Below are 21,179 nucleotides of genomic sequence, written 5' to 3' on the forward strand. Positions count from 1 at the left end.
TCCATTTTGGAAGCGGCTGTGTTTTATTTACTATTTTCATCAAGATTCTTAAGATAATGAAGGGCGTCCTCAAATGTATCTACAGGAACAATTTTCATGTCACTCTTAATATCTTTTGCAGTTTCTAAAGCTTGTCGATAATCTGAAACTGCTGCACCATTTTCATTCGGTGCAAAGAAAATGTCAACATCTGTGTTATCAGCAGCAACTATCTTCTGACCAATCCCACCTATTGGGCCAACCTGTCCCTCAGTATTGATTGTTCCAGTACCAGCTATGCGTAATCCGTGAGTTAGATCCTTTTCTGTAAGCTGATTATAAATCTCAAGTGTAAACATAAGTCCAGCTGAAGGACCACCTATTTTTTTCGAATCAATGTTAATTTTTGGATCAGCTACCACTTCGATATCAGTAATTAATTCAATTCCAATTCCAATTTTGTCTGGTTCCTTTGGAAAAGGTGCAAGTGAAACAGAGACTGTTTTCTCTTCTCCATTTCGTTCAACCTCAATGTTTATCGTTTCATTTTCTTTTTTATCAGCTACATATTTCATAAATTCTGTATGTTCTTCAATTTGTTTCCCATCAACTGCAAAAATTCGATCGCCTGGCTTTAACACTTTCTCTGCAGGCATTCCCTCGACAATACCCATTATATAGATTCCATGGTTTTTTACCGTAACGGGCTTGTTTGCATACTTATAGGCAACCGTAATTGCTGATTCCTGTGAATCTTCCATATAAAATAATTGGCGATTCGTATATTCCTCATCACTCTCATTGTCCCGTCGCACATGATTAATCGGTAAAATTTCATGATACTTTTGAAACTTAGCCAATAAATAGCTAAATATATTGGCTTGGCCAAGACGTATCGTCGTTAACATAAATTCTCCTTCTTCTTCATAACCGTTTTCAACATTAATGATGGGGTCGAGTTCTGTTGCCATTCCTGGTTTTGTCACGTAATATGGGAGTTGGATAAAGGTGCCTAAAATTGCAAGCACCACACCAATTACGAGGGCTTTTAAATACGCTTTATTTCTCTTTCTCTTCATTTAATGCAGACTCCTTCCACTTTGCAATTGCCTCTTGGATCATAGGAAGTTGTTTTCTCGTTTCCTCTTCCCCGATTCGGATAATATCCTCAATATTTGTAAATGCACGGGAACTAAAATGTCCGACATGTGGACGGATCATGATATCAGAGGAAAATTCCCCATACTTCACGAGTTCCTTCTGCATAATATCAATACTCTGTAATATTACATCAAATATTGAAGCAACCTCTTCATTTATTTTAACATGTGAAACGTCTACCGCAATAACTATATCTGCCCCCATTTCTTTTGCAACAGAAATGGGAACACGATCAATTACACCACCATCGACAAGGATTCGACCATCAATTTTTTCAGGAACAAATATTCCAGGAATGGCAATACTTGCTCGGACAGCATCTGCAACTGGACCTTTTCGAAACACAACCTTTTCTCCGGTTAATAAATCAGTTGCCACAATACCAATTGGAATATCAAGTTGTTCTATATTTTTGCCGTGTGTGAATACACGTATAAGTTCTTTTACCCTTTTTCCAGCAATAAATCCCATTTTAGGAACTGTAAAATCTAAATAATATTTGCGTTTAAATGCAAGAGCAAGCTTATATAATCGGTCAATATCCAATCCTGCCCCGTAAAAACTTGCGACCAAAGAACCCATACTTGTTCCTGCGATGAGATCAATTGGAATGTTTTCAGCCAAAAGTACCTTAATTACTCCTAAATGTGCAAATCCTCTCGCCCCACCTGATCCAAGTGCCAATCCGATTACAGGTTCGTTCATACGAATCATCCCCTAACATTGAAACTATAACAGTATATGAAAAAAGAAATGAAAACTTGTACAAACTTTTGGTCTAAACTTGCCACCTATACACGTATATTTAAATAGATGTACAAACCATCGGTTGATAATTGATGATTCTATTCATTACACTCACGACGTCAGAATTAAAGAAAAAGAATATTTCGAAAACTGTGGACTCTCTTATTCTATCACTTAAATGAACTAATTGTATAGAAAAGAAGACTTCTATAGGAGGAGTACCATTGATACGTTCTAGGTTCAAAACAGTAGCCATTGCAGCAGGAATAACCTTACTTACCATTGCACTAATTTATTTTCCAAAGGATTCACTCGAAGCTTCTAGGGTCGGTTTGGAAATGTGGTGGAAGATCGTTTTCCCATCCTTACTGCCTTTCTTAATCATTTCTGAATTATTAATTGGTTTTGGTGTTGTCAAATTTATCGGTGTCTTATTTGAACCACTAATGAGACCACTGTTTCGTGTTCCAGGTGTAGGTGGTTTTGCATGGGCGATGGGCATGGCTTCAGGGTTTCCTGCCGGTGCAAAGCTAGCTGCACGGCTAAGACAGGAGAAACAGATTACAAGGGTCGAAGCAGAAAGACTTGTTTCCTTTGCGAATGCATCAAATCCTCTTTTTATATTTGCCGCTATTTCTGTAGGATTTTTTGAAAACCCAAGGTTAGGCATCTTGCTTGCGGTCAGTCATTATGTCGGTAATTTTTGTGTCGGGTTAATTATGAGGTTCTATGGTAAAAAAGACGACGAACATACACCAAAAGATAAAGAGAAAAAGAGTATTATTGTTAAAGCCTTACAGGAACTCCACCGTACAAGATTGAAGGAAAAGAGGCCATTTGGTCAATTATTAGGGGATGCGGTAACCACCTCAATACATACCTTGTTAATGATTGGTGGATTTATCATTCTATTCTCTGTATTTAATAAGCTTCTCTCTTTAATAAATGTTATTGCCATAATTGGGGCAGGTTTATCGATATTATTAAAACTGTTCCAATTACCTACCGAACTTAGCATCCCGCTTATTTCCGGAATATTTGAAATTACAACGGGATCGATGATGACAAGCGAACTAGAACACATCGATTTACTTCCTAAAGTGATAGCTGTCAGCTTTATTCTTGGATTTTGTGGACTATCAGTTCAAGCACAGGTAGCGAGTATACTAGCGGAAACTGATGTGAGTTTTAAGCCATTTTTTATGGCTCGAATTATGCACGGCTTTTTGGCTGGAGTTATCACATTATTTTTATGGAATCCACTTTACGTGAAAAACAGAGGCTCGGAAGAAACATTGGGAGTCTTCTCTCCATTAATACCAGAGCATACCCCCTTATGGGTAGAAACGGTTTGGAGTGGTTTATTAACTTACGGACCGCTTTTTACCATATTATCTTTATTTTGTTATATCGGTATATATTCCATTAGAATGAAAAACCCTCGTATTTAAAATGCGAGGGTTTTTACTATTGGTATTAAAAGATATATAGCTTAATGATTGGTGTTAAACTTCTCCTTAAGTGCAAGTTCTACCGGCTTAGGTACAAGCTCTGAAATTTCGCCATGATACTTTGCAGCTTCTTTTACTATACTTGAACTCAAAAATGAATATTGGTTATTAGTCATCATAAAAAAGGTTTCGATTTCTTCATTTAAAATACGGTTCATTGAGGTGATTTGCATTTCGTACTCGAAATCTGAAACAGCACGAAGACCACGTAAAATCGCATTTGCTTTTTTCTGACTTGCATAGTCCATCAACAAACCTTGAAATGATTCAACCTCAATATTATGTATGTCCTTTGTGCTTTCTTGTAATAGTTCGATCCGTTCCTCTACTGTAAACAAAGGTTTTTTTGACGAGTTATTTAATACACATACGTAGATTTTATCAAATACTTTTGCGCCTCTTTTAATTATATCAAGATGCCCATTTGTTACAGGATCAAAGCTTCCTGGGCAAACTGCAATTCTTGTCATTTCTGTTCCCCTTCCCATCCCTCTTCATATCTGTATAGTGATACACCAATGATTCCATACTCTTCATGCCGAACTAATTCTAGGTTACCAATTGACTTTTCGAGTAATACTTCTGAATCATGTTCTGCAATAACAACTCCATCACTTGTTAACAACTGGTGTTTACTAATTTCTTCAATAAGTTCAGTTAATTTTTGCTGTTTATATGGCGGATCTAAAAAAATTACATCAAATTTAATGTCCCGCTTCACGATTGCTTTTAATGCTCGCACAGCATCATTTCGATATACTTCTGCTTGATCCAGAAGGCGACAAGTTTCTAAATTTCCTTTTATCGTTTGAATGGCTTTTTGGTCTCGATCAACAAAAATCATTTTGTCGATCCCGCGGCTGAGCGCTTCAATTCCAAGTCCTCCACTTCCACCGAACAAATCAAGACCAACTCCACCATCAAAATAAGGACCGATTATATTGAAGATAGCTTCTTTCACCTTGTCTGTTGTTGGGCGTGTAGACGTCCCTGGTACCGCTTTCAAGTGCAGACCTTTCTTTACCCCAGATACAACCCTCACTACTATCACCACTGTCTATGTAAAATGAATAACATTATCCTACCATAAACATTATCGTTTGTTAATCAATTAAGAAAAATTCGAAACGAAAGGCCAGTAAAAAATTTTACTTCAATAATAAAAATACGCCGGAGCATGTATACACAATTTTCAATTGGTCATAATTAGTAATAACAACATCATTCGAGGATGTTGTTGCCAACCGCGGAGAAGACTTACGTTTCCCCATAAGTTCTTCCTCCGGTTTCTCCTCTCCCTTTGCCTTCTTCCATGTGAACGGTAACGAAAAACATGGAATGGAAGGACCCTGCAAGTGACTTGCAGGGTTTTTTTGTTTGTAATTGTTAATTCCTATCAAATCGTGATAAAGTAAACATGGAATATATGAAAGTAAGGGGAAATTAGTATGATACAACGCTTTATAGAGCTTGGTGAAGGATACTCTGATATTTATGAACTCCTGGAACTTATGAAAAATAATAGGAACAGAATCTCAAAGCTATTTGCCTTTAACACTACCGTTCAAGATAGGCAGCTATCCTCTTTAGCAATAGCTTTTCAACCAACAAATCCTGGTGATTTTCAAGCTATCTATATTTGTAGGGAAGGAATACCGAACCCGCAAATCAAACCCAATAAGAGGTACTCTCTCTTTGCAGAATTAGCTAGCGTTCTGGATTTATCCATTATTACACTTGACGTTAAACCATCCACCATGTTTAGTGAAAAAGAACTGTATTATCAACACTTAATTGGGATTCTAAGAATGAACCGATACATACCGCCAATGCAATAACAATATCTACACTTGGAGGCGTTATGCAAATAGTATGTGTTGCTGGCGCCTCGAGTAATGAATGTACGTTTCATCTTTCATACCCTCGCTTGTGTTACGACCATTGCATGAGGGTACGATTCACCCTTTTTCTTACCCTCACTTGCATTACGGACATTGTTTGAGGGCACGAAGACCCTATTTCTTACCCTCACTTGCGGTACGACAACTGCTCGAGGGTACGACTAACCTCTTCACACCTCTCTTGGGTACCTCATTTTTTCGTTTTGATGGTCTTCATACCGAATCTTAACGCTTCAACATTCTTAACCTTGTATTCAGCTATAACTGACCTATAGCTAGACAATAAAAAAAGCTTATCAAAAGCAGGATGCTTTTGATAAGCTTTTTATAGTCCAATCTTATAATCGTATTCCTTTGCGCGATCTGGTTTTCTGTTCTCGAATTCAATCTTTAAAAATGGTTTATATGATGGCTCTACTCTTTTTACGAAGGCAAGCGAATTTAACTTTTCTACGATTGAATCGGTATTTTCCATATCGTTATAAAGGACCACGTATTTTAGACGTTTTGATACATAGTGAATATTGCCAAATTTACGCAGCATTTTTGAATGCTTTAGCGAATGTAGCCAAACGATAATTCCTTGGCGTTGTCCAATCATAGTGTTTTCTCCTTATTTCAATAACTTTTTTATAGTGTAGCACAATGAGTTAAAATTTTACAATATGAAATAAAGTAGAAAACTTACTTTTTTCAGAAAATATGGGTAATATATTCATATTATTTGCTAATCTATTAATGACAACCACATGCGCCGCCGCTGCCACAGCCGCCGCCACAACTTGAAATGGAATCAAAATATGGGTTACCTGTTGGCACTTTAATATGTTTTGATACAGCTCCCCCTAGTAACACGCTGATTTCATCAAGGACTTTTTGGAGATTATCTTCTGCTTTTTTAAAATCAGCAATGGTTTCATGAAGATCTAGCTTCCTTTTTAACTCTCTTGTCTCTTTTGAAACAGTTCGAAAATCAGGATGGTATTTCCCGAATCGTTGAACCTCGTCATATTTCTCCTTCATATTCTGAAATTCCGCGATAAGTTTTTGTGCTTCCTTATCCTTTTGTAATGTATATAAACAGCTGCGATATTCCTCAGCTAGTTCAGATTGTAGAATCATTGATGCTAGGCTTTCCGCCTCTTCAAGTATCTCAACTCTTTCAAGTGTAGCTATCAAAAAAAACACCTCCATAATCACTATACCATGATTCTTCACGAATCGCATCTTATGGAACTTTATTACTTTATTTGAAAATGAATCGTGTGTGCGAGATCGTAATTCGTTAAATCATTATGGACTACTTGAATTTTCAAGGTATGCTCACCCTTTGTTAGCCCTTTTATAATAAATGCAGCCGTGGATATCTTTTCTGTCCGTCGACCATCTACTATAACATTAAGATGGCCCTCACCTTCCTTCTTACGGCCACCACTTTGTTTAAATAAAAAATTTGAGATAATACATTCGAGATATACATCATTTCCCCTAACATGGTGATTCACATGCAGAGTTCGTTCTGATTGGATCGACAAGTTTTCAGTAATCATAGCCTCAACCGGAACTTCATGTATATAAAAATAAAGGAAACTTAGAAAAAAAAGGGATAAAACAATCTTGTACAACTTTCAACCACTCCTTTTTCCTAGTTTTTCCTATCACATAACAAATATCCTGCATTCCCTAAAAAAAGCGACTCTTAAAGAGTCGCCTTGCGTTTAATCGCTTTGTCGCATACCTTGATACATTTGTAGCATGAAAGAGGCCATTTCTAAAGACTGGTTGAGTTTTTGCACTTTATGTGGAAGAGTCTGTTTGAAATACAATTTTGACTCCATCTCAAGGCTCTGAAAATCATTAGGATTCCTGGTTAATTTTCTGTACCAAATTGGGTTTTGACGTACAAAAGTTCGAATTTGTTTTTTTGTTTTGAGGTACTCATAGGTATCTTTTCGCATCATGCTCCTCCCTTCTCACCTAATCTTTTCGAAAGGCAAACGGTTGAGTATGTCGGTGCGAAGACTGCCCTTGATTCTGCTTTTCTTCTCCACGAAACTGATGGATGACTGCTTGAATCGTTGAAATGGCTTCACTTACATTTGAGATTTGCTGCTGAAGATTATTCATATCTGCATTTTTAAAGGATGAAAAGATTTTTCCGATAAAATCTTCTTTGTCTCGTTCTTCTGTCTTACTGTTACTATTTTTATATTTCTTCCACTTCTCATCATTTTCACCAAGTATATACCAATCTTCGTATACTTCTTGCCAATTAAGTGCTCCTTTTCGCACTTCCTGAACTAGAATTGGATGTTTTTTTACAAAAGATTTAAATTCTTGAACTGACGGATGAAGTTTTTTTCCCATACCAATCACCTCTTTTTCATACGAATGCCTACTATAGTTTATCTTTAATAAATTGATTTGTTCGCCCATTTTAAATTGCACTAAGCCCAATATAATTGATAAAATAAGAATAATAAAAATATTATGGATTTGAGGTAAATATCATGGAAGATCGTATCTTACAAAAATTACAGACATTCTTCGTTGAAGCAAACGAAGAAGAAAAACAGGCGTTAGAAAGGGTAATTGATGCCGTAATTCGTAAACAAACAAAACAAAATGGATCATATATTGGTGGCATACTACAAACAAGTCGAAAAGTCCTTGATGATCTAACCTATGAAATTACCATTCCAAATACGGAGCTAATTCAAAACCCATTAAAAATCGTCCATGGGGGAATTACAGCAACACTCCTTGATTCTGCTATGGGTTCAGTAGTTCACAATGTCCTCCCACATGACAAAGCAGCTGTAACAACTGAAATGAAAATTAATTATGTGGCCCCAGGAATAGGAAAAGAATTCCGCTGTGTCGCACAAATGATTCATAGAGGTTCAAAAATATGCGTGACTGAGGGTAGAGTATTCCGGGATGATGGAACATTAATCGCTCATGCTACAGGCAGTTTCTTTATCATTGATCGTCCAAACAAAAAATAACGAGGTGTAGGAATGGTTACAGCCATTGTCATTCCACTCATTATTGTCTATTTTTATGTACTTACAAAAAAGGAAAGAAAGAAATACGAGGAAAGCTGGAAGGACCTTGAAAAAGTAAATGAAGAAGCGGTAATCAAAGGTAGAATTATCAGTAAAAATGAAGAAAAGCAACGCTATTATTATCATAAATTCGTTCATGTGACTGAGTTAAAAATAAAAACGTCCACAGGTATTATTAAAGCAAAACGGATTATTCCACTAAGGGGTGAATATAAACCTGCTCAAATTAATTTAGGTGATGAAATTTCATGTATTGGTGAATGGACAAAAGATCATTTCCAGTTCAACAAATATCAAATCTTAGTAAATAATAAGTAAGCAATACACCTAGATGCATTGCTTACTCCCATTTTTGAATAAAGTTTTGCGTGTAATATTTTTCGTATACCCCTACCCCAAGAAAGTTGTAGTCCTCGCTTAATAGAGTCTCGCGATGTCCTTCACTATTCAGCCATCCTTCAACAGCTGCAATACCGTCAACATATTTTGCTGCAATATTTTCTCCCGCAAGTTGATAGGTCACATCCCCATTAGCGAGTCGGTCAGCTAGCCCCCCGTTTGTCGGCGAGGTATGGTCAAAATATTCATTTGTACTCATATCTTTACTATGTAAATAAGCAACGCTAGCTAACTTTTCGTCTTGTTTTAATGTATGAAGTCCATGCCTAGTTCGTATCACATTGGTTATATCTAAAATTTGGGCTGAGTTTCCTTGTTCTATTTCCTTCCATTCTACCTTTGAAACTTCTTTTGCGGAAAGTAATTCTCCTCGATACGCTAATTCATAGGGACGCAGCTTAATCAGTGTCTCCCCATCTAAAAAACGAATGCTCGAAATCTCATTCGTAAATGTATCCACATATACTTGTACATAAACATTCCCCATCGCAATCAAGGGTCTAGCCTTCATTTCTTCTTCAGTTAACTCAAATCGATATGGATTTTTATTCACATTCAAAGAGATTTTAGGTTTTATTAAGCCTTTTGAATGTAACTCTGCAACAGCTTGTCCAATTTCAAATGGTTCAACTTGTACATCATTTCCTGTTCCAAACACGGTAACAACACGATCATTTTCAATCCCCACCTGGATATAATTTTGAGGGGTAGAGTTGTACACCCACCAATTATAATCATAGGATGAACGGTCTATTCGGTCGGGCTCACCAAGTATTTCTACTATTTTTGAACTCTCCACTCCAATGTATGAATAGAGCCCTTCAAATTGATGAATCTCCTGTTGATAAGGTAAAGTGGTTTTTTCAGGATTTTCATGGCTTGATAACAACTTATAATTGTTCATTCCATTCACTATTTCTGTTCTTCCATATTTAATAGAAATATAATAAATGCTAGAAGCTAAAAGTATGATAGTAACTACAATCTTAGCTATTTTCAGAAGAACCACTTCCTAACATCAATCTTTTTCTATCATGTATATTAAACTTTTCCTAGATTTATGCGATTAATGTAAGAAGAATAAAACAGGCACCAATTTGGTGCCTGTTAATTTAGTGTAATTGGTCTTGTTCAGATATATCACTTAATGCTTCTCCTGCATGTGTATCAGACATTTTATTTGTTGCCAAGTCACCTAATGATACAATCCCAACTAATTGACCATTCTCAACAACTGGTAAACGTCTAATTTGATGTTTTGCCATCAATTCGGACGCTTGTTCAAGTGACGTATCAGGAGAACATGTAACAAGATTATCACTCATCACATTTGTTACTTGATTGGAGCCTGATCTTTTTTCAGCATACCCTCGTACAACTAAATCTCGATCAGTAATCATTCCGATTAATTTTTGATCTTCTAAGATAGGAATTGCACCAACATCTAAATCCTTCATTTTAACTGCTACTTCATACACATTATCAAGGGGAGTACAATATTCAACTTCAGTACTCATTACATCACGAACAGATTCCATTGTATCCTCCTTATTAACACTCACTTTATTATCTTATTTACCAATAAACATTTGTGTCCAATAATGTCTTTTTGAACCACCTTCTGCATACCCTACACCAATATGAGTAACATCTTGCTTTAGAATATTTGCCCGATGCCCAGGGCTGTTCATCCACGCATTTACAACTTCTTGAGGTGTTCTTTGTCCAGCGGCTATATTTTCAGCTGCTGTTCGATAAGAAATCCCAAAGTTGCGCATCATCGTAAATGGTGAGCCATATGTAGGTGAAGTATGGTCAAAATAATTTCGATCTCTCATGTCTACAGATTTATAACGTGCCACACGTGAAAGTTCCCAATCAACCTTTAATGCAGGTAATCCATATTTTGCACGTTGTTGATTAGTTAACGAGATAACTTGATTTTCAATGCTTTTAACATTTTCCAGAATTGGAATTGTTACCTTTTGACCAGGATAAATGAGGTTAGGGTTTTTAAACTGAGGGTTTGCTGAAATTATTTCAGACAAACCAACTTGATAGCGAACAGCGATTTTCCATAAAGAATCACCAGGCTGTACGGTATATGTAGTCGTACCTTGTCCATTTGCAATCATTGGACTACCTAAAATAAAAAATAAACCTGTAATGATTAAAAGAAATTTCTTCATCTTATCCCTCCTTTCCCTGTTAGTTTGACCAAATCTTTAAAAATTCCACATAAAATAATTTTTTATTTTTCGTGACATATTAATGTCAAACGTTGCAACTTGTATCTTTTCGTACTATTATTATACTGAGAACATATAAATCGTTGTTTGACGGTTTTTGGAGGGATATTAAATGAGATTTGAAAATACGGGGATAGAAAACGTAACAATTGAATTACCAAGATTAACTGACATAATGAGATCAGAAGGTTTTATTCTTGCAGGTCAGTGGGATTATGAGAGAATTACATACGACCGTAAATTTGAGATTAAAGGCGATATTTACTACCTTCGTGTACAAGGTCATGCAGTTGAGGGAGTAATCGAAGAAAATGCAACTGATGCAGTCATTAAACTACTAACACCTTTCGTTGGTAAGTACTATTATCCACATGGTGTTGAATATGGCGAAGATGAAGTTTTCCCTAAAACATTAGTAGATCAATGTGAACGCATCTTAGCGAAAGTGAAAGAAAATATAGATGCGGTTGTAAACGCATAATAATGAAAAGTGAAAGACGCCCGATTTTCGGCGACAAGCTTCAGACATTCGTAGACAGAAGGTGATTTTACCTTCCGAAGCGATTGACTAGCTTTAGAACCGATGGCGAATAGAACTAAACAAATTGCATATAAAAAGGAACAGTCAAAAACTGTTCCTTTTTTTACGTTGTTGTTAATGGTTGTGTATTAGTAAGCCCTTCAACTTTAATGGTAAGACTAGATAAACTAATCCCAGTCATACTTTTTATTTCATGCAAAATTGCTGCTTGCAGGACTTCACATGTCTTTTTGATTTCTAAGCCGTATTCAATGGCAATTTTTACCTCAAGGGCAATTCCTTCTTCTTCATTTTCGATTACGGTAATACCGTTTTTATGAAAATTCCGATTAAGAATTCCAGATACCCCATCCTTTAATCCTGATACAATCGTAACCCCTTCAATATCTTCGGCGCAAATTGAAGCAATCATTGCTAATACATCATTCTTAATATAAAGCGAACCATTTTCTAATGCTTTTCTTACCACCCCAACCACACTCCTTCTCAATTTCAAGACCACCATGGTTACTCCTACCATATGCATTAAGGAATGAATTGGGCACTAGTCTAGAAAAATCTTTTCATATTATTTATTACGCATATACGACTTACCGCCCTTTTATAAGTCTTACAGGAAGTGAGTCATAAGGATGTTGCTACAAGTGTGACGTTCTTAGTCTTTGGACTTACTGCCTCAAAAAGTTCCTCTGAAAAATTGTGGCATCCACCAGAGGCTTAAACATTTAGCAGAAGTTTTACTTTGCTAAATATAATTAAATAACTTTACGGAGCTCCCAAGTCAAAAACTTACCATCCTTTTTTGTACATCTCATTCCTAGCTTTTCAAAAAGTTGGATGGATTGATAATTACTATCACTACATTCCATAAGTACTTTTTTGGCATCCGCTTGTGTCACTAGCCAATCAATTAAAGCGTCCACCGCTTCATAGGTTAAGTTCGTTTTTTGATAATCTCGATTCATTGTATACGTCAATTGGACATTACCTTTCTTATCTGGTTTTCCATGAAGATAAATATCACCAATAATCCGTTTATCGGCATAATTAATGATTAACCATAAACCCCAGCCATACTGATTCTCATCCTTCTCAAGCTTTTCTATATAAAACGGAAGAATACCTGTTATTAATGGAGATGGCCAATTTTGTGGAATCGTTATAGGTGATCGTTTTTCAAGTTCTTTGCGATGAAAAACTAATGACTTGGCAATATCCAAAGAACATGGAACCAATAATAAGTTTTCTGTAAAGATCTCAATCATCCTTAACACTCCCCTCTAAGAAAGATAAAGTTATGTGCATAGAATAACAAAATAAAAAGGTGCTCTAGAATATTGTATTCTAGAACACCTTATACATATTACAAACAATCCATTCTACCATTTTTTAAAAACCTAAAATTGCTTTTAACATCGATGTTGTTTCTCCGCCCTTATAAAAGACATACAACAAGAGATAAACCGCTACACCTGTCAACGCTGTAAAAAACCATATGATACTTGTGATGGGACCCAGCTTACGATGCTTTGCAATTTTGTTTTTAAAGCCGAGGTATAATGTAATCACTCCAAATATTGCACCTGTTGTTGCCAAGAAAATATGAAAGATTAAAAATATCGTATAGTATATTTTAACATCGTCAGGCCCGCCAAATGAAGTATTTCCGACAAATACCGTTCTTGACATATAGATAATGAAAAAAATCAATGCAAAAATAGCAGCGGTCGTCATCGCTCTTTTATGTGCATCAATTCTTTTTTGTTTAATCAGATACCAACCGATGGCAACTGTTACTGCACTTAAAACAATAAAAGTGGTGCTCACTGTAGGCAGAATCGGTAAATTCATAGTAAACCTCTCTCACATCGTTCTCTCTATATTTTTGATTAGTTCGTTTGGGGCTTGAGTAATTGCTCCTCAAGTAATTTTTCTTCCTCACGTTCCTTACGAACCCATTCAAAGAATACTTTCCCTAGTAAAATCGCATAAACAAATTCTTGAATAATTTTCATAACAACCCCGCCAGTACGTTGGTCTTCAAGTGGAGGCATGAAATTAAACATCTCTGGCCCGGTAAGATTAAGACTGGCTAGCATTGAGGCTGGTACACAAAGCTCTAGAGCAGTTACCCATGACCCAAGCTCGGTATATGTTGAATACATAGCTACATCTGAAAAAATAATAAGTGCACATGCAGGTGTTAATAACATACCGTCGGCAAAAATATAACCAACTTTTTTAAGTCCACTCAACGTGTTCCACTCTTCTAATTTATTAACTAAAGGCCACCACATAAAAAAAGCAGCAATAAAAATAAATGTCGTTGTTGCAGCATGAATGAACACATTTGTCTTTACAAAGTCAAAAATGAGTGGGATATGATATAAGGAAAATGAACCGTTAAATACAACTAAAGCAATTAATGGCTTAGTGAAAAATCTAAAAATTGGCTTTATTACGTTGAAGTTTATAAAGGTTCTCCATAACCAATTAGGCACTCCCAAAATAAAAAAGGTCGGTACAATTAAATATAGTGTAGCCATTTGCGTCATATGAGCAGTCATAGTCATATGACCTAGTAAATCAATCGGACTTCCCTTACAAAAATAAAGCAGTGCGATTCCGATCACAAATAAAATCTTTGTTTTTATTGAAGTAGGTTCAGAATGAGCAAAACGATGTCTCCATGGACCAACAATCATAAAATATAGAATCGTAATGACGATAAGCGATACTAAAAAATAGGGACTCCATAATGCCCGAAAACCAAAGATATCGATAGACATCTCTATCTCACCTCTCTTAATAATATAAACAATGTACACATACTATTAATTATACCTTTAGGGAAATAGTCATGCAAACAAACCATTTATGAACTTTTAGTGTCTAAAAAAAGAAAGCCGGCATTATACCGACTTTCTCCTACTTTTACCACCAAATAATTGTTGTGAAGCAAAGAACAGTTACAGCAGCGATTAATATTCCTGAGAACAGGAACATTTTTGGTGCTTCATGTCCTTTATGATTCATATGCATGAAATAATACAATTGTAAAATAACCTGAATCACTGCTAGAAGTAAAATAAATGGTACAACGAACCATGGTGAAAATTGTTCAGACCCAACTGCTATAAATGCAATGATAGTAAGGAAAATCATGAGAGCAAAAGAAATAACATGCTGCTTCATTTCTTCCGCACTCTTTCTTCTGCGATAGGCTAAATCAACATTTGTGTTATTAGTATTATTTGCCATGTGTTTATCCCACCATTCCCATTAAATATACAACAGTAAAGATGAACACCCATACTACGTCTATAAAGTGCCAGTAAAGGCTGAAGACATAAAACTTAGGTGCATTGTATAGATCTAATCCACGGTTAGCGTTTCTAATCATGATTGTTAGAGCCCAACATAGTCCAAATAGTACGTGAGCACCATGAGTTCCAACAAGTAAATAGAATGCAGAACCAAATGCACTGCCCGTGATTGTATGACCTAAATGTACATAATGTTTAAACTCATAGATTTCTAATCCAAGGAAAGCTGCACCTAGAAGTACAGTTAGCCCTAACCAAAGTTGCATTTTCTTAAAATTAAAGTTCTTCATATGGTACATAGCGTACACACTAGTTAATGAACTTGTTAAAAGGATCATTGTCATTGTAAAAGCAAGTGGTATCTCAAACAAATCTTGAGATGATGGTCCTGTACCATTACTTTTGTTTAGTGCTAAATAAGTTGCAAATAGGGATGCGAATAAAACTGTTTCTCCTCCAAGGAAGAGCCAAAAACCGATAAACTTATTTTTACCTTCAAGGGTCGCTTTTTCAGGCTCTGCAGGGAAAGTTTCAGCTGTTAATTTTTCTTCTGCATGCATTATGCCTCAACCCCTTTCTTGTCATCATCATCCATTAAATCCGCTTTGTGAATATGGTATCCATGATCATCAATAATTGAACGTAGGAACATAGCCCCAAAAGTAATAATTCCACCAATGATCATGACTGGAACTGACCAGCTTGCGCCATCTGGATGGTGTAAGAAACCGAATGCTGCAATGAACAGTCCTAAAGATATGATGAATGGTAAGATTGAACGATTTGGCATATGAATGTCTCCAAGTGGTTCAGCTGGAGTCATTTCTTTTTTACCTTGCATTTTTTCAACCCATAAAGGATCTAATCCACGAATTAAAGGTAATTGCTTAAAGTTATATTCTGGTGGTGGTGATGCAATAGCCCATTCAAGTGTACGGCCATCTCCCCACGCATCTGCTGATGCTTTTTCCCCTTTAATTGATGTGATTACAACATTGTAAAGAAGAACAATTACACCTAATGCCATGAAAATAGCACCAATTGAACTGATTAAGTTTCCAAGTTCCCAACCATGGTTTGGTAAGAATGTGAATACACGACGTGGCATACCCATTAAACCAAGGAAATGTTGGATAAAGAAAGTTAAATGGAAACCAATTAAGAATAACCAGAAAGTTACTTTTCCAAGAGTATCGTTAAGCATTTTACCAAACATTTTTGGCCACCAGTAGTGTGCCCCTGCAAATACTGCAAGTACAACCCCACCTACGATTACATAGTGGAAGTGAGCAACAACGAAGTAAGAATCGTGGTACTGATAGTCTGCTGGTGCAGATGCTAACATAACCCCTGTAACTCCACCCATGATGAATGACGGAATAAATGCAGCTGCATATAACATTGGTGTTGTAAATTTCAATGAACCGCCCCACATTGTAAAGAGCCAGTTAAAGATTTTAATACCAGTCGGTACAGCAATTGCCATTGTAGCAACCGCGAAAATTGCGTTCGCAATTGGTCCTAGACCTGTTGTAAACATGTGGTGAGCCCACACCATGAATCCTAAGAAACCAATTAATACTGTTGCGAATACCATTGAAGAGTATCCGAATAGTCTTTTTCTTGAGAACGTAGCAAAAATCTCTGAGAAAATACCAAACGCTGGAAGAATTAAGATATAAACTTCTGGGTGACCGAAGATCCAGAATAAATGCTCCCAAATAATTGTGTTTCCGCCCATTGATGGAACGAAGAACGCAGTACCAAAGATACGGTCAAACATCATTAATAACAACCCAACAGTTAATGGAGGGAATGCGAATAATATTAATGCTGATGCAACAAACGTAGTCCATGTAAATAATGGCATACGCATATAAGTCATACCAGGTGCTCTCATAGTGATAATTGTCGCTAAGAAGTTAATACCACCTATTAAAGTACCAATACCTGAAATTTGAAGACCAAGTACATAGAAATCAATACCATGACCTTCGGAATGTAATGCTAGTGAAGCATATGAAGTCCAACCTGCATCAGGTGCGCCACCCATAAACCAACTTAAGTTTAAGAATACCCCTCCAAAGAAGAATAACCAGAAACCTAAAGCATTAACAAATGGGAATGCAACGTCACGTGCGCCAATTTGAAGCGGCATGACAGCATTCATAAATCCTAATAATAACGGCATGGCTGCCAAGAAAATCATTGTTGTACCATGCATTGTAATGATTTCATTAAAAAAACCAGCAGTTACAAAATTATTGTCTGGTACAGCAAGTTGAATTCGAATAATAAGAGCTTCGATTCCTCCTAAAAGGAAGAAGAATCCACCTGCTATTAAATAAAGCTTAGCAATCTTTTTATGGTCAACGGTTGTTAAATAATCCCATAAAGTAGCGCCAAACCCTTTTTTCTGAGCTACAGTACTCACAATGTGACCTCCTTATTCAATTATTTCTTATCTTAATCTTCGACACTAAGGCCCATTAGATATTCAGCTAAAGCATCTAAATCTTGATCTGATAAACCTTTATTATCATAGGTTCCTGTCATGTTGTTACCCGGCTTAATTGACTCAGGATCCTTCAACCAATTTTTTAAATTTTCTTTGTTGTATTCTAATTTTCCAGCAATACTAGAGCGATCACCGAAGTTCGCTAAGCTCGGTGCTGTTGGACGCTTTTCACCTGGATTGATTGCATGACAAGAGATACAGCCGTTTGCACTGAATAATTCTTCCCCAGCTTTTGCAACATCATTCGCAGGAACATGTTCTGCATCCTTAGCTACAACCATTTTGTCGATCCACTGATCAAATTCAGCACGTGGAACTGGTTTTACTTTGAAATCCATTAATGCATGGGAAGGTCCACAGAGTTCAGCACACTTACCATATAATAAGCCGCCAGCTTCATCTGTACTCTTAGAGTTAAACTCTAGCCAGAATTTGTTTGTGTTATCTGTGTTTGTATCTAGTTTTCCACCTGCAGCTGGAATCCAAAATGAGTGTTTAACATCAGAAGAAATAAGTTCAAAATATACTTTTTCGTCAGTAGGAACAACTAACTCTTGAGCAGTGACAATACCATGGTCTGGGTATTCAAATTCCCACCAATATAGATTAGCAGTTACTTTAACTACTACTGCGTCCTCGTCTCTTGTCCCCTCTTCCATCGCTTTTACGTCAGCTAATTCAAAAGTAGCAGATACTGTTGGAACTGCTAATACTAAAAGTAAAAGAATCGGTATAACAGTCCAAATGATCTCTAAAGTGTGATTTCCTTCGACTTGCTTAGGAATCTTGTTTTCATCACCTTTTCTACGTCTGAATTTTACTAAGGCGATAACGAAGATAATTGTAACTACTGCAATAACGATGACCATGATCAATGTTGCTAGGATCATTAAATCGTACTGCATTTTCGCAACTTCCCCTGCTGGGGAAAGTGCAGAAACGAATGGTTCCCCACACCCTGCTAACAGCAGCGCCATGAAACTAAACAGTGTGAACAAGCGCACTTTTGGTAGCCATTTTTTCATAGCTTAATCAAACCCCTCTTTCAATAATATTTTGCTACTATCTTTATTGATAAAGATATTAAATCCTTCTACTTGTATATAGAAGAATTATTTATATTTTGAAACCCACTTACACTAATGTAACGATTATCATTGTTACAAACATAATCGTTAAGTAGTTAAGTGAGTAAACAAACATCTGTTTTGCCCATTTGATATCATCTTTCTTTTTAAAACCACTAATACCGAGGACTAACCACCCGATATTTAGGAGGGTTGCAATTGTTACAAATAGGCCTCCTAAAGAAAACATATAAAATGGAAGTGGGATCAAGCATAGAACCCAAATCATGATTTGTCTCTTTGTCATTGCAAACCCATGAACAACCGGCAACATCGGAACTCCCGCAGAACGGTATTCTTCAACTCGTCTCATAGCAAGTGCTAAAAAGTGCGGCGGTTGCCAGATAAACATAATAAAAAACAAGAGCCACGCTAGAACGTGTAATTCTGGATCAATCGCTGCCCACCCAATAAGAGGAGGTACAGCCCCAGATATACTTCCAATTACGGTATTAATTGTATATCTACGTTTTGACCACATTGTATATAAAACGATATAAGAGAAAACCCCAATTAATCCAATCACTGCAGCAGTAACTGTAGTGAGAAGTAGAAACCCAGTTCCTATTAGTATGAGTATTAATCCCAATACTAAAACATGTTTAGGATTAATTCTACCGGTTACAGTTGGACGTACTTTTGTACGTTCCATTACATGGTCAATATCTCGATCATAATAATTATTCACCGCACAGGAACCAGCTATAACCAACGCAGAACCAACTAGCGCATATATAACGATATCGATTTCCTGCAAAAAGCTTTGACCCGTAAAGAACAAGGCAAGCCATACACCCGTAAAGGCGGTTATTAGATTGGAATTTACAATCCCAATTTTTATGATTGCTAGGAAATCCTTAAAGGCAGTGGTTCGATATTCCTGATCACGATTTTTTTCATTCTGTATCTTTTCATCTGCACTAAGTACAGACCTTGTCGTCGTCATCATGAAGCCTCCTTATTTTAATAACGATACTTTCAAACATTGCATACAGCAATCTTATCAGCCTCATTCTTTTCAATTAATGAACGTGATACCATCATTCTGCACTATCTTCAATCTTAAAAAACGCAATAATAAAAATAAAGCGTTTTCGAGATGTGAGGTATGTATAAAAAGTACAAGTTTTATGTTATCCAGTTTATTATGTTGTAGATATTATAAATTATATTAAAAAATACCCTTTCTGTATATTAAATCACATTTTTTAGTTTTTTTGTGAACATTTAGTTAATAATTTATGACTTTTTTGTGACCTTTAAATGACCGCAAAACCGCTATTTAAACACTATTATCACTATATTAATAGTGTTAATCCCTTGTTTATAGCTACTTGTCGAAATGTAAAACAATTCCCCTATCTATTTCTAGCAAACTCCTTCATAATTTTCAACCTTTTTTACTACAATAATAAATTTTTTTCAATTTCATGCGGGTTGTAAACAAATCGTAAATTGTGTAATATCGATAATAGTGTTCCTTTGAAATTTATCTATTCTTTAGGTATGATAAATATCGTAAAAATATAGGTAGAATATAGGGACATCTGCAAAGTAAAGTTAAATACTAGACAATGTTATAGTTTTATAAAAGTAAGAAGGTGATTTTTTGAGCCGTTCATTAAAATGGTTATCGGTTTTAACAACGATCGGTATGCTATTTGTGTTAATCGGTGGTGCTCTTGTAACGAAAACAGAGTCAGGAGCTGGTTGTGGAGATTCATGGCCATTATGTCATGGGCAGTTAATCCCTGAAGAAATAACATTTGAATTAGTCATTGAACTAAGTCATAGGGTTGTTTCTGGAGTAGTAGGGATTTTAGTATTAGCTCTATCTATTTGGTCTTGGAAAGCAATCGGTCATATTAGAGAAACGAAATTTTTAGCATTTATATCTTTCTTTTTCTTAGTTTTACAAGGACTGATTGGTGCTGCAGCAGTTATGTGGGGGCAATCTGATATCGTACTGGCCCTTCATTTCGGGATTTCGCTTATTTCCTTTGCTTCTGTATTATTATTGACGTTACTTATTTTCGAGATTGATAAAAAGTTTGATGCCGACTCACTGGTGATTGACAAAAAACTACAAACTCAATTTTACGCCATAACAATCTACAGTTTAGTTGTTGTATATACCGGTGCACTCGTGAGGCATATTGGCGCTTCTCTTGCTTGTCCCGATTGGCCTGTGTGTACTTACAACAATATCGGCTTCCCCACTCAAATTCATGAATGGGTTCAAATGGGGCATCGGGCATTAGCTGGTGTATTATTCATTTGGGTATTGTACCTTTTCATCCGCATTTATAAGCACTATAAGCATGAAAAAGTTCTCTATCGCGGCTGGATGATTGCTCTTGGTTTAGTTTCTATTCAAGTTACTTCAGGGGCCGTCATTATATTTTCCAGACTAAATCTATTTATTTCTCTAGCACACGCTTTATTTATTGCTTGTTTATTTGGAGTATTTAGTTACTTCATTCTATTATCTTCAAGAAGCAAGAAAAATGAAGTGGCACTAAGATTAGAAGCTGAGAAAGCGAATGAAGACTCTATAAATGGAAATCAAACAATTACAGTGCAATAAGCTAAAAATCCGAGGATGCTCTCCTCGGATTTTTTGCATAATTTAAGCCCCAAAGTAAACTTTGG

Annotated in this window: 27 protein-coding genes; 6 read left to right on the top strand and 21 right to left on the bottom strand. The window is 36.2% G+C overall.

Annotated elements, in window-relative coordinates; translation table 11 throughout:
- Positions 1-23 precede the first annotated feature (23 nt).
- Together NST91_RS16270 and NST91_RS16275 are read right to left on the bottom strand one after the other, a co-directional pair.
- Complete coding sequence (locus NST91_RS16270; RefSeq protein ID WP_341331982.1) at positions 24-1,058, bottom strand: SepM family pheromone-processing serine protease; 1,035 nt, start codon at positions 1,056-1,058, stop codon at positions 24-26.
- Positions 1,039-1,845 (bottom strand): patatin-like phospholipase family protein, encoded by an 807-nt coding sequence (locus tag NST91_RS16275; protein WP_341331983.1) that lies wholly within the window; start codon positions 1,843-1,845, stop codon positions 1,039-1,041. The genes NST91_RS16270 and NST91_RS16275 overlap by 20 nt, the downstream gene beginning before the upstream one ends.
- Before the next feature lie 266 nt (positions 1,846-2,111).
- Here NST91_RS16275 and spoVV point away from each other — a divergent pair, with 266 nt between their 5' ends.
- On the top strand, positions 2,112-3,338 hold the full coding sequence (spoVV, locus tag NST91_RS16280) for a dipicolinic acid transporter SpoVV (RefSeq protein ID WP_121449100.1): 1,227 nt from the start codon (positions 2,112-2,114) through the stop codon (positions 3,336-3,338).
- A gap of 41 nt (positions 3,339-3,379) precedes the next feature.
- On the opposite strand, the gene coaD is transcribed toward spoVV, so the two are convergent.
- The gene (coaD, locus tag NST91_RS16285) at positions 3,380-3,868 is read right to left on the bottom strand and encodes a pantetheine-phosphate adenylyltransferase (RefSeq protein ID WP_121449101.1); all 489 of its coding nucleotides are present in this window, start codon (positions 3,866-3,868) and stop codon (positions 3,380-3,382) included.
- Entirely contained in the window at positions 3,865-4,440 is a 576-nt protein-coding gene (rsmD, locus tag NST91_RS16290; protein WP_341331984.1) for a 16S rRNA (guanine(966)-N(2))-methyltransferase RsmD, read from the bottom strand. Before rsmD ends, coaD begins: the two co-directional genes overlap by 4 nt.
- A gap of 406 nt (positions 4,441-4,846) precedes the next feature.
- On the opposite strand from rsmD, the gene NST91_RS16295 reads away from it, so the two are divergent.
- A complete protein-coding gene (locus tag NST91_RS16295) occupies positions 4,847-5,236 on the top strand; it encodes a DUF7147 family protein (protein WP_341331985.1) in 390 nt (129 codons plus the stop codon).
- Between the two features lie 388 nt (positions 5,237-5,624).
- Here the strand turns inward: NST91_RS16295 and NST91_RS16300 are convergent, their stop codons facing one another.
- The 5 genes from NST91_RS16300 to ylbD form a co-directional block, all read right to left on the bottom strand.
- A complete protein-coding gene (locus tag NST91_RS16300; RefSeq protein WP_099363114.1) occupies positions 5,625-5,900 on the bottom strand; it encodes a YlbG family protein in 276 nt (91 codons plus the stop codon).
- Positions 5,901-6,034: 134 nt separating this feature from the next.
- Positions 6,035-6,478 carry a YlbF/YmcA family competence regulator gene (locus NST91_RS16305; RefSeq protein WP_341331986.1) on the bottom strand — a complete coding sequence of 148 codons (444 nt, stop codon included), beginning with the start codon at positions 6,476-6,478 and terminating at the stop codon, positions 6,035-6,037.
- Positions 6,479-6,540: 62 nt separating this feature from the next.
- On the bottom strand, positions 6,541-6,924 hold the full coding sequence (locus tag NST91_RS16310; protein ID WP_341331987.1) for a hypothetical protein: 384 nt from the start codon (positions 6,922-6,924) through the stop codon (positions 6,541-6,543).
- Positions 6,925-7,017: 93 nt separating this feature from the next.
- Complete coding sequence (locus tag NST91_RS16315) at positions 7,018-7,257, bottom strand: YlbE-like family protein (protein ID WP_121449106.1); 240 nt, start codon at positions 7,255-7,257, stop codon at positions 7,018-7,020.
- A 19-nt stretch (positions 7,258-7,276) separates the two neighbouring features.
- On the bottom strand, positions 7,277-7,666 hold the full coding sequence (ylbD, locus tag NST91_RS16320; RefSeq protein WP_341331988.1) for a spore coat protein YlbD: 390 nt from the start codon (positions 7,664-7,666) through the stop codon (positions 7,277-7,279).
- Between the two features lie 143 nt (positions 7,667-7,809).
- On the opposite strand from ylbD, the gene NST91_RS16325 reads away from it, so the two are divergent.
- Complete coding sequence (locus tag NST91_RS16325; protein WP_341331989.1) at positions 7,810-8,307, top strand: PaaI family thioesterase; 498 nt, start codon at positions 7,810-7,812, stop codon at positions 8,305-8,307.
- Between the two features lie 12 nt (positions 8,308-8,319).
- Entirely contained in the window at positions 8,320-8,685 is a 366-nt protein-coding gene (locus NST91_RS16330; RefSeq protein WP_341331990.1) for a hypothetical protein, read from the top strand.
- Between the two features lie 22 nt (positions 8,686-8,707).
- Here NST91_RS16330 and NST91_RS16335 read toward each other — a convergent pair whose 3' ends face one another.
- The 3 genes from NST91_RS16335 to safA all read right to left on the bottom strand — a co-directional run bounded on the left by NST91_RS16335 (position 8,708) and on the right by safA (position 10,901).
- Positions 8,708-9,670, bottom strand: coding sequence for a CAP domain-containing protein (locus NST91_RS16335; protein ID WP_341333549.1), 963 nt, complete (start codon positions 9,668-9,670; stop codon positions 8,708-8,710).
- A 208-nt stretch (positions 9,671-9,878) separates the two neighbouring features.
- Complete coding sequence (locus NST91_RS16340) at positions 9,879-10,304, bottom strand: CBS domain-containing protein (protein WP_341331991.1); 426 nt, start codon at positions 10,302-10,304, stop codon at positions 9,879-9,881.
- Positions 10,305-10,337: 33 nt separating this feature from the next.
- Positions 10,338-10,901, bottom strand: a complete 564-nt coding sequence (gene safA / locus NST91_RS16345) for a SafA/ExsA family spore coat assembly protein (RefSeq protein WP_440273687.1) — start codon at positions 10,899-10,901, stop codon at positions 10,338-10,340.
- Between the two features lie 226 nt (positions 10,902-11,127).
- Between safA and NST91_RS16350 the strand changes: the two genes are divergently transcribed.
- Positions 11,128-11,496 (top strand): YugN family protein, encoded by a 369-nt coding sequence (locus NST91_RS16350; protein ID WP_341331993.1) that lies wholly within the window; start codon positions 11,128-11,130, stop codon positions 11,494-11,496.
- Between the two features lie 163 nt (positions 11,497-11,659).
- Here NST91_RS16350 and NST91_RS16355 read toward each other — a convergent pair whose 3' ends face one another.
- The 9 genes from NST91_RS16355 to cyoE form a co-directional block, all read right to left on the bottom strand.
- Positions 11,660-12,025 carry an Asp23/Gls24 family envelope stress response protein gene (locus NST91_RS16355; RefSeq protein ID WP_341331994.1) on the bottom strand — a complete coding sequence of 122 codons (366 nt, stop codon included), beginning with the start codon at positions 12,023-12,025 and terminating at the stop codon, positions 11,660-11,662.
- 286 nt (positions 12,026-12,311) lie between these two features.
- A complete protein-coding gene (locus tag NST91_RS16360) occupies positions 12,312-12,821 on the bottom strand; it encodes a GNAT family N-acetyltransferase (protein ID WP_341331995.1) in 510 nt (169 codons plus the stop codon).
- 124 nt (positions 12,822-12,945) lie between these two features.
- The gene (locus tag NST91_RS16365) at positions 12,946-13,407 is read right to left on the bottom strand and encodes a DUF420 domain-containing protein (RefSeq protein ID WP_341331996.1); all 462 of its coding nucleotides are present in this window, start codon (positions 13,405-13,407) and stop codon (positions 12,946-12,948) included.
- A gap of 38 nt (positions 13,408-13,445) precedes the next feature.
- A complete protein-coding gene (ctaG, locus tag NST91_RS16370) occupies positions 13,446-14,345 on the bottom strand; it encodes a cytochrome c oxidase assembly factor CtaG (RefSeq protein WP_341331997.1) in 900 nt (299 codons plus the stop codon).
- 145 nt (positions 14,346-14,490) lie between these two features.
- Complete coding sequence (gene ctaF, locus NST91_RS16375; protein ID WP_121449116.1) at positions 14,491-14,817, bottom strand: cytochrome c oxidase subunit IVB; 327 nt, start codon at positions 14,815-14,817, stop codon at positions 14,491-14,493.
- A gap of 4 nt (positions 14,818-14,821) precedes the next feature.
- Positions 14,822-15,442 carry a cytochrome c oxidase subunit 3 gene (locus tag NST91_RS16380; RefSeq protein WP_121449117.1) on the bottom strand — a complete coding sequence of 207 codons (621 nt, stop codon included), beginning with the start codon at positions 15,440-15,442 and terminating at the stop codon, positions 14,822-14,824.
- Positions 15,442-17,316: a cytochrome c oxidase subunit I gene (gene ctaD / locus NST91_RS16385; protein ID WP_121449118.1), complete on the bottom strand. Its 1,875-nt coding sequence runs from the start codon at positions 17,314-17,316 to the stop codon at positions 15,442-15,444. Before ctaD ends, NST91_RS16380 begins: the two co-directional genes overlap by 1 nt.
- A 32-nt stretch (positions 17,317-17,348) precedes the next feature.
- Positions 17,349-18,425: a cytochrome c oxidase subunit II gene (gene coxB, locus NST91_RS16390; protein WP_341331998.1), complete on the bottom strand. Its 1,077-nt coding sequence runs from the start codon at positions 18,423-18,425 to the stop codon at positions 17,349-17,351.
- Positions 18,426-18,534: 109 nt separating this feature from the next.
- Positions 18,535-19,473 (bottom strand): heme o synthase, encoded by a 939-nt coding sequence (cyoE, locus tag NST91_RS16395; protein WP_341331999.1) that lies wholly within the window; start codon positions 19,471-19,473, stop codon positions 18,535-18,537.
- Positions 19,474-20,136: 663 nt separating this feature from the next.
- On the opposite strand from cyoE, the gene NST91_RS16400 reads away from it, so the two are divergent.
- Positions 20,137-21,114, top strand: coding sequence for a COX15/CtaA family protein (locus NST91_RS16400; RefSeq protein ID WP_341332000.1), 978 nt, complete (start codon positions 20,137-20,139; stop codon positions 21,112-21,114).
- Positions 21,115-21,179 lie beyond the last annotated feature (65 nt).

The organism is Ferdinandcohnia sp. FSL W7-1320 (genome assembly GCF_038050315.1).
GTDB lineage: Bacteria > Bacillota > Bacilli > Bacillales > Bacillaceae_L > Ferdinandcohnia > Ferdinandcohnia aciditolerans.

Excerpts from the sequence above, each read along its gene's own strand:
- NST91_RS16270 (WP_341331982.1), bottom strand. The coding sequence starts at position 1,058 with ATGAAGAGAAAGAGAAATAAAGCGTATTTAAAAGCCCTCGTAATTGGT.
- NST91_RS16275 (WP_341331983.1), bottom strand. The coding sequence starts at position 1,845 with ATGAACGAACCTGTAATCGGATTGGCACTTGGATCAGGTGGGGCGAGA.
- coaD (WP_121449101.1), bottom strand. The coding sequence starts at position 3,868 with ATGACAAGAATTGCAGTTTGCCCAGGAAGCTTTGATCCTGTAACAAAT.
- NST91_RS16295 (WP_341331985.1), top strand. The coding sequence starts at position 4,847 with ATGATACAACGCTTTATAGAGCTTGGTGAAGGATACTCTGATATTTAT.
- NST91_RS16300 (WP_099363114.1), bottom strand. The coding sequence starts at position 5,900 with ATGATTGGACAACGCCAAGGAATTATCGTTTGGCTACATTCGCTAAAG.
- NST91_RS16315 (WP_121449106.1), bottom strand. The coding sequence starts at position 7,257 with ATGCGAAAAGATACCTATGAGTACCTCAAAACAAAAAAACAAATTCGA.
- ylbD (WP_341331988.1), bottom strand. The coding sequence starts at position 7,666 with ATGGGAAAAAAACTTCATCCGTCAGTTCAAGAATTTAAATCTTTTGTA.
- NST91_RS16325 (WP_341331989.1), top strand. The coding sequence starts at position 7,810 with ATGGAAGATCGTATCTTACAAAAATTACAGACATTCTTCGTTGAAGCA.
- NST91_RS16330 (WP_341331990.1), top strand. The coding sequence starts at position 8,320 with ATGGTTACAGCCATTGTCATTCCACTCATTATTGTCTATTTTTATGTA.
- NST91_RS16335 (WP_341333549.1), bottom strand. The coding sequence starts at position 9,670 with ATGAACAATTATAAGTTGTTATCAAGCCATGAAAATCCTGAAAAAACC.
- NST91_RS16340 (WP_341331991.1), bottom strand. The coding sequence starts at position 10,304 with ATGGAATCTGTTCGTGATGTAATGAGTACTGAAGTTGAATATTGTACT.
- safA (WP_440273687.1), bottom strand. The coding sequence starts at position 10,901 with ATGATTGCAAATGGACAAGGTACGACTACATATACCGTACAGCCTGGT.
- NST91_RS16350 (WP_341331993.1), top strand. The coding sequence starts at position 11,128 with ATGAGATTTGAAAATACGGGGATAGAAAACGTAACAATTGAATTACCA.
- NST91_RS16360 (WP_341331995.1), bottom strand. The coding sequence starts at position 12,821 with ATGATTGAGATCTTTACAGAAAACTTATTATTGGTTCCATGTTCTTTG.
- NST91_RS16365 (WP_341331996.1), bottom strand. The coding sequence starts at position 13,407 with ATGAATTTACCGATTCTGCCTACAGTGAGCACCACTTTTATTGTTTTA.
- ctaG (WP_341331997.1), bottom strand. The coding sequence starts at position 14,345 with ATGTCTATCGATATCTTTGGTTTTCGGGCATTATGGAGTCCCTATTTT.
- ctaF (WP_121449116.1), bottom strand. The coding sequence starts at position 14,817 with ATGGCAAATAATACTAATAACACAAATGTTGATTTAGCCTATCGCAGA.
- NST91_RS16380 (WP_121449117.1), bottom strand. The coding sequence starts at position 15,442 with ATGCATGCAGAAGAAAAATTAACAGCTGAAACTTTCCCTGCAGAGCCT.
- coxB (WP_341331998.1), bottom strand. The coding sequence starts at position 18,425 with ATGAAAAAATGGCTACCAAAAGTGCGCTTGTTCACACTGTTTAGTTTC.
- cyoE (WP_341331999.1), bottom strand. The coding sequence starts at position 19,473 with ATGACGACGACAAGGTCTGTACTTAGTGCAGATGAAAAGATACAGAAT.